Raw genomic sequence first — 6298 nt, 5'->3', positions numbered from 1 at the left:
CTGGGGCACCACCTCGGGGCGCTCGGGGCTGGTGGGGCCACCGGCTGATGGCTTGGGTGTCGGTCCAAGTGTGGGTGCGTACGCGGGCTCAAGGGAGGCGCCGGCGCCGCTCGCTGAGTCGGGAATGGGCGCTTCCAGGGACGCCTGCGGCCCGACCGGTGGCGGAGGCAGGGGCTGATGAAGTGGCGAGTGCAGTGGCCCCGCGGCGCTGGCCTCACCCAACAGGCTGCACAGCACCAGGCCACACAGCGGCAGGCCCCACAGCGGCGGGCAGACGGGCAGCATCGATCCGATGGCGGCGGCAGCCACCGCGTTGTACCGCCTCCGCTGCGCTGGGGCCCGCGTCTAGTTTTCTCCCACTGAGAGGCCGGCATGGACCAGACCGTCAAAGGCATCACCTACGTGAGTGTGTGGGTGCTGCTCTGGGGCACCGCCTCCTCCCTCGCCGACTTCGTGCTGCTGCAGCGCGGCACCTACGAGACCGGCACCAGTGGCCAGCTGCTCACCTTTGCCGCCTACGGCATCGCCGCCCTGGTGATGGGGGTGCGCCTGTCGGGGCGCTTCCTCAAGACGGAGGACTGACTCCCTCACTCCCCCCTTCCGCCTGCTGCCGCAGCACCGCCAGCAGCGCTTCCCCGTAGCGCTCCAGCTTGGCGGCGCCGATGCCACTCACCTGGCCCAGTTCGTCGAGGCTGCTGGGCTGGCGCACGGCCAGCTCCAGCAGGGTGCGGTCGTGGAACACCACGTAGGGGGGCACCGCCTGCTGGCGGGCCTGGTCGCGGCGCCACAGCTTCAGGGCCGCCACTAGGGCCGGATCGGCCCCCTCGGCGTCGAGTTCGGGCCGTTGCCCCCCAGCCCCACGGCCGTCTCCGGCCCGGCCGCCGCGGCGCCGTTCCTTCTGGGGGGGCGGCAACGGCAGTGCCAGGCTGGCCTCCCCCCGCAGCAGGGGCTTCACCAGGGCCTCGGCGCCGAAGCAGAGGCCGCCGTGGCCGTCGGGACTCGGCTGCAGGTAGCCGGCGCTGGTGAGCTGGCGCAGCAGGGTGCGCCACTGGCTGCGGTCGAGTTCCTGGCCGATGCCATGCACGCTCAGCTCCTGGTGCCCCAGCTGGCGGATCCGCTCGGTGTTGCCCCCCAGCAGCACATCCACCACGTGGGCGGCGCCAAAGCGCTGGCCGGTGCGGTACACCGCTGAGAGGGCCTTGCGGGCCGGCTCGGTCACATCCACCCGGGCCTGGGGTTCGAGGCAGCCATCGCAGTTGCCGCAGGGCTCCGCCAACGCCTCGCCGAAGTGCTGCAGCAGCACCTGGCGGCGGCAGCCGGATGCCTCGGTGAAGCCGATCAGGGCATCGAGCTTGCCGTGTTCGATGCGTTTCTGGGCCTCGGGGGCGTCGGAGTCGTCGATGAAACGCCGCAGCTGGGGCACATCGCCCGGGCCATGCACCATCCAGGCCTCCGCCGGCAGCCCGTCGCGGCCGCCCCGGCCGGTCTCCTGGTAGTAGGCCTCCAGGCTCTTGGGCAGGTCCAGGTGGGCCACGAAGCGCACGTCCGGCTTGTCGATGCCCATGCCGAAGGCGATCGTGGCCACCACCACCACGCCGCTGCCGTTGCGGAACTGCTGCAGGGTGCGGCTGCGGGCCTCGGCCTCCATGCCGGCGTGGTACGCCAGCGCCTCGTAGCCCGCCGCCCGCAGGTCTGCCGCAAAGCGGTCCACCCGTGCTCGGGAGCGGGCATAGACGATGCCCGACTCGCCCCGGTGCTGCTCCAGAAACTGCAGCAGCTGGCCCTTGGCGTCGTCCTTGGCCCGCAGCAGGTAGCGGATGTTGGGGCGATCAAAGCTGGCCAGGAACACCCGGCCGCTCTCGAGCCGCAGCCGCGCCACGATCTCCTCGCGGGTGCGGGGGTCGGCGGTGGCGGTGAGGGCCAGCCGCGGCACCCGGGAGAAGCGCTCCGCCAGCACCGCCAGCTGGATGTACTCGGGGCGGAAATCGTGGCCCCACTGCGACACGCAGTGGGCCTCATCGATGGCGAACAGGGCCAGGGGCAGGGCCGCCAGCCGCTCCAGCAGATCGCCCCCCAGCAGCCGCTCCGGCGACACGTAGAGCAGGTCGAGCTGGCCCTGGCTGAGCTGACGCCACACCGCGCTGGCCTCCGCGGCCGTGAGCGAGGAGTTGAGGGCTGCCGCCCGCACCCCCGCCTGCTGCAGGGCCTCCACCTGGTCCTGCATCAGGGCGATCAGGGGCGACACCACCACCGCCACGCCGGGCAGGCAGAGGGCCGGCACCTGATAGCAGAGGGATTTGCCGCCCCCGGTGGGCATCAGCACCAGGCCGGAGCCGCCGCCCAGCACGTGGCGCACGATCTCCTCCTGGGGCCCGCGGAAGCTGGCGTAGCCGAACACGTGCCGCAACACGGCCATCGGATCGGCAGCTGGCCGTTCTGGCTGCACCATGGCGCTCAGGGGGCTGCTTGCTGCGGAAGCATCGGTCACGGYATCTTCCACAATGGCCCCATCCCGTGGGCCGTGATGGCGACTTCACCCGCGAAACCCGCTCCCCGGGCCCCCGGCCATCGGGCCGCCTGGGGCTTTCTGGCTCCGGCCCTGCTGCTGATCAGCCTCTCGGTGCTGATCCCGGCGGCGATGGCCCTGGTGATCAGCTTCACCGAGACGGGCCTCGACGTGAGTGAGCCCCTGCGCTTCGTGGGGCTGGCCAACGTGCGCCGCCTGCTCACCGATCCGATGTTCTTCCGGGTCACCGGCACCACCTTTATCTATCTCATAGGTGTGGTGCCACCGGTGGTTCTCGGCGCCCTGGCCCTGGCCGTGCTGGTGAACCGGCAGATTCCCGGCATTCACTGGTTCCGGGCCGCCTTCTACACGCCGGTGCTGGTGTCGATCGTGGTGGCGGCCATCGCCTTCCGCTGGCTCTATGCCGAAAACGGCCTGATCAACGGCTGGCTGGGCGCCCTGCTGGGTGACGCCTTCAGCCCGATCGGCTTTCTCACCTCGCCGCTGCTGGCCCTGCCCTCGGTGATGCTCGTGACACTGTGGAAGGGGCTAGGCTACTACATGGTGATCTTCCTGGCCGGCCTGCAGGGCATCTCGGCCGACCTCTACGAGGCCGCCGCCCTCGACGGCAGCGAGGGCTGGCGCAAGCACGTGGACATCACCCTGCCGCTGCTGCGGCCCTACATCACCCTGGTGGCCGTGATCTCGGCGATCGCCGCCACCAAGGTGTTCGAGGAGGTGTTCCTGATGACCCAGGGCGGCCCCGCCGACTCCACCCGCACGATCGTGTACTACGTGTATGAGCAGGCCTTCTCGGAACTGGAGATCGCCTATGCCTGCACGGTGGGCCTGGCCCTGTTCCTGATCGTGCTGGTGCTGAGCCTGATCCGCTTCGCCTTCGCCGGCGACCAGGGCCTCACCTGAGCAAAGGCCCAGCCCCCCGGCGCCCTAACCTTGTCTTCATCTTTTCGGGCGGGGCCTGGGCGGTTCGTTCCAGGCCCCTGGACCCGTCGTTGCCGCCCGTGTCCGTGCTCCCGTTGAAGGCCGAAACCCTGGCCCCGATCGCCCCCGAGGGTGAGGCGCGGATCGGCGTGGTGGGGGGCGGCCAGCTGGCCTGGATGCTGGCCTCTGCCGCCGCTGAACTCCACATCCCCCTGGTGGTGCAGACGCCGTCGCCGGATGATCCCGCCAGCCGCCTGGCCTCTGCTGTGGTGCTGGGCGATCCCGGCGATGGTGCTGCCCTGCGGCGGCTGGCCGGCGCCTGCAGCGCCGTGACCTTCGAGAACGAATGGGTGGACCTGGAGCTGCTCTCCCAGCTGGAGGCCGAAGGTGTGCGCTTCGTACCCAGCGTGGCGGCTCTCGCCCCGCTGGTGAGCAAGCGCAGCCAGCGGCAGCTGCAGCAGCAGCTCCAGCTGCCCGCCCCCGCCTGGTTCGACCTGGCCGATCTGCTCCCCGCAGCACCCACTCCCGGCCCGCCGCAGCTGCCCGCCGGCTGGTCGTTTCCGCTGATGGCCAAGGCCGCCACCGGCGGCTACGACGGCAAGGCCACCCTGGTGCTGCGGGACGCCGGCGAGCTGGCCGAGCTGCTCGAGAGCGTGGACCCGGCGGACTGGATCGTGGAGCGCTTCGTGGCCTTCGAGATCGAGCTCTCCCAGCTGGTCTGCCGCGATGACCAAGGCGCCGTGCGCTCCTATCCGCTGGTGCAGACCCACCAGCACCACCGCGTCTGCGACTGGGTGCTGGCGCCCGCCGACGTGCCCCACGCCGTGCAGGCCTTCGCCCGCAACATCGCCGTGTCCCTGCTCACGGCCATCGACTATGTGGGCGTGCTCTCGATCGAGTTCTTCTATGGCCCCGAAGGCCTGCAGATCAACGAGATCGCTCCCCGCACCCACAACTCCGGCCACGTGACGATCGAGGCCGCCCACACCAGCCAGTTCAGCCAGCAGGCCCGCATCGTGGCCGGCCTGCCCATGGGCGAGGTGGAGCTCAAGGTGCCCGGCGCCCTGATGGTGAACCTGCTCGGCTACGAGCGCTCCAGGGCCAGCTACGCCCAGCAGCGCCGTGCCCTGGCCGCCCTCCCCGGCGCCAGCCTGCACTGGTACGGCAAGCAGGGGGCCGCGCTCGGCCGCAAGCTCGGCCATGTGACCCTGCTCCTCGATGGAGCCACCGCCGCAGAGCGCAGGCGGCAGGCGCGCCATGGCCTCGAGCAGGTGCGGGCGATCTGGCCCAACCCCAGCTATTGAGCTTGTCGTCTTGCGTTGAGGGGCTCTGAAACCGGCCCAAGGCCCTAAGCTTTCTGCGGACTGCCTTGTTGGTGACTGCCTTTTACAGTTTTCTGATCTGACTCCTCTTTCGACATGGGGAGTCTGCGGCGGAAGCGACGTAAACCGGCCTCGTAGCCGGAAATGAAGCCCCGCTCCTGACACCCCTTCTGGTAACTCCAGGTCGAACACTGGGGCAAAACGGCACGGCGGTCCATCCTCTTCCTCTCCCTCGGCGCTTACGGGCCCGGGGGTTTTTGCTGTCAGGTCTGGTCGATCAGCCGCCAAGGTGGGAGGGTGTGGACGCAGCCAGCCGTGATGGACCCCTCAGCCTCCGTTCAGCCGCCGGCACCGACCTTCCAGGAGGCGTTCATCGCCCTCCTCTCCCTGGCTCCGGGGCCCGTGTTCCCGAGGGCCAGGCAGCTCTACCTGCGCAAGTACCCCCTCGAAGGCTCCCCCGCCCAGCTGGAGGCTCAGGCCTGCCAGAGCCGCTTCCGCAGCTTCCTGCTCCAGGAGGAGATCCAGGAGGGCAGCGACGGGGTCTACCGGGTGCGGGCTGCCGCCTTCGCCGTGGTGCACTGGCATGCCCCCCAGACCAACCCGGCCGATTACCTCACCTATCTGCGCCAGCGCTGGCTGCTCGAGCCGGAAGACCTGGAGCTCCAGAGCGACCAGTGGTTCCGCGGCGGTGGGGCCTATGCGCGCTTCACGGCCCCGGCGGTGTATGAGCGCCAGGGGGCAAGCCAGCTGCGCCTGAGCCTGGCCCAGGCGCCTCACCCCTCCAGCAGCTGATCCACCAGGGCCTGCAGCTGCTCGCCGCTGCAGCTGGTCACCACGAACACCTCCTGGGCACTGGAGCCCCGCCGCGCCACCAGCTTGTGGCCCCCCCGGATCGGCGTGGACACCCGCAGCCGCAGGTTCGGACTGCGCCCCTTAACCCTGCTGATCACGGCGGGGGTCACCGTGTCGATGCGGGGCAATCTGGCCAGGCGCCGCAACAGCGGGATCAACCCCTCCAGGTAGGTGCTGTGGGTCACCACGACCCGGCCCATCAGTCCCGCTCCAGTGGAGCCATGGTGAGGCCCTCGGCCCCCAGTTGCTGGTGGTAGAGCTCGGCCTGCTCCTGGGGACCGCTCCACACCACGGCTGAGCCCTCGCCGTCGATGCGCTGGGCCAGGTCCCAGGCCTTGTCGGGCTGCATCCCCGGGATGAAGCGCACCAGGCACTCCACCACGTGCTGGAAGGTGTTGACGTCGTCGTCGAGCACCACCACCCGATAGTTGGGGTAGGGCTGACGCACCAGTTGCCGCTCGCGCACGGCAGTCGGGGACGAACTCACCATGGTGATGACCTGTCCGGAGTGGGTGGAGCCTAGGTACACTGCCGCTACGCAACGCGTTTCCACCATGCTGATCACCCTGGGCTGGGCCTCCCTGGCTGCCCTGTTCACCTTCTCGATCGCCATGGTGGTCTGGGGCCGTCACGGCGACAACAGCATCAGCTTCTGATCGCCCAGCCCAGGGTGATC

The 6298-nt window shown here is 70.0% G+C and carries 8 protein-coding genes and 1 other RNA gene; 6 read left to right on the top strand and 3 right to left on the bottom strand.

The window, feature by feature from the left end; genetic code table 11:
• The first annotated feature begins 372 nt into the window (after positions 1-372).
• Positions 373-582 carry a hypothetical protein gene (locus tag IQ216_RS10730; RefSeq protein WP_193815459.1) on the top strand — a complete coding sequence of 70 codons (210 nt, stop codon included), beginning with the start codon at positions 373-375 and terminating at the stop codon, positions 580-582.
• On the opposite strand, the gene recQ is transcribed toward IQ216_RS10730, so the two are convergent.
• Positions 566-2449 carry a DNA helicase RecQ gene (gene recQ / locus IQ216_RS10725; RefSeq protein ID WP_193815458.1) on the bottom strand — a complete coding sequence of 628 codons (1884 nt, stop codon included), beginning with the start codon at positions 2447-2449 and terminating at the stop codon, positions 566-568. The genes IQ216_RS10730 and recQ overlap by 17 nt on opposite strands.
• 75 nt (positions 2450-2524) lie before the next feature.
• On the opposite strand from recQ, the gene IQ216_RS10720 reads away from it, so the two are divergent.
• The 4 genes from IQ216_RS10720 to IQ216_RS10705 all read left to right on the top strand — a co-directional run bounded on the left by IQ216_RS10720 (position 2525) and on the right by IQ216_RS10705 (position 5562).
• Positions 2525-3430: a carbohydrate ABC transporter permease gene (locus IQ216_RS10720; RefSeq protein ID WP_193815457.1), complete on the top strand. Its 906-nt coding sequence runs from the start codon at positions 2525-2527 to the stop codon at positions 3428-3430.
• 104 nt (positions 3431-3534) lie between these two features.
• Positions 3535-4752: a 5-(carboxyamino)imidazole ribonucleotide synthase gene (locus tag IQ216_RS10715; RefSeq protein WP_370566707.1), complete on the top strand. Its 1218-nt coding sequence runs from the start codon at positions 3535-3537 to the stop codon at positions 4750-4752.
• 54 nt (positions 4753-4806) lie between these two features.
• Positions 4807-4990: non-coding RNA, 6S RNA (ssrS, locus tag IQ216_RS10710), on the top strand.
• Between the two features lie 98 nt (positions 4991-5088).
• Positions 5089-5562 carry a hypothetical protein gene (locus IQ216_RS10705; protein WP_193815456.1) on the top strand — a complete coding sequence of 158 codons (474 nt, stop codon included), beginning with the start codon at positions 5089-5091 and terminating at the stop codon, positions 5560-5562.
• On the opposite strand, the gene IQ216_RS10700 is transcribed toward IQ216_RS10705, so the two are convergent.
• Both IQ216_RS10700 and clpS read right to left on the bottom strand, forming a co-directional pair.
• Positions 5544-5822, bottom strand: a complete 279-nt coding sequence (locus tag IQ216_RS10700) for a DUF2103 domain-containing protein (protein WP_193815455.1) — start codon at positions 5820-5822, stop codon at positions 5544-5546. The genes IQ216_RS10705 and IQ216_RS10700 overlap by 19 nt on opposite strands.
• Positions 5822-6112 carry an ATP-dependent Clp protease adapter ClpS gene (gene clpS / locus IQ216_RS10695; RefSeq protein ID WP_186699527.1) on the bottom strand — a complete coding sequence of 97 codons (291 nt, stop codon included), beginning with the start codon at positions 6110-6112 and terminating at the stop codon, positions 5822-5824. Before clpS ends, IQ216_RS10700 begins: the two co-directional genes overlap by 1 nt.
• Positions 6113-6176: 64 nt before the next feature.
• On the opposite strand from clpS, the gene petN reads away from it, so the two are divergent.
• Positions 6177-6278: a cytochrome b6-f complex subunit PetN gene (petN, locus tag IQ216_RS10690; RefSeq protein WP_186699529.1), complete on the top strand. Its 102-nt coding sequence runs from the start codon at positions 6177-6179 to the stop codon at positions 6276-6278.
• Positions 6279-6298 lie beyond the last annotated feature (20 nt).

It is taken from the genome of Cyanobium sp. LEGE 06143, assembly GCF_015207535.1.
GTDB lineage: Bacteria > Cyanobacteriota > Cyanobacteriia > PCC-6307 > Cyanobiaceae > NIES-981.
This window is presented reverse-complemented; position numbering and strand designations above follow the sequence as displayed.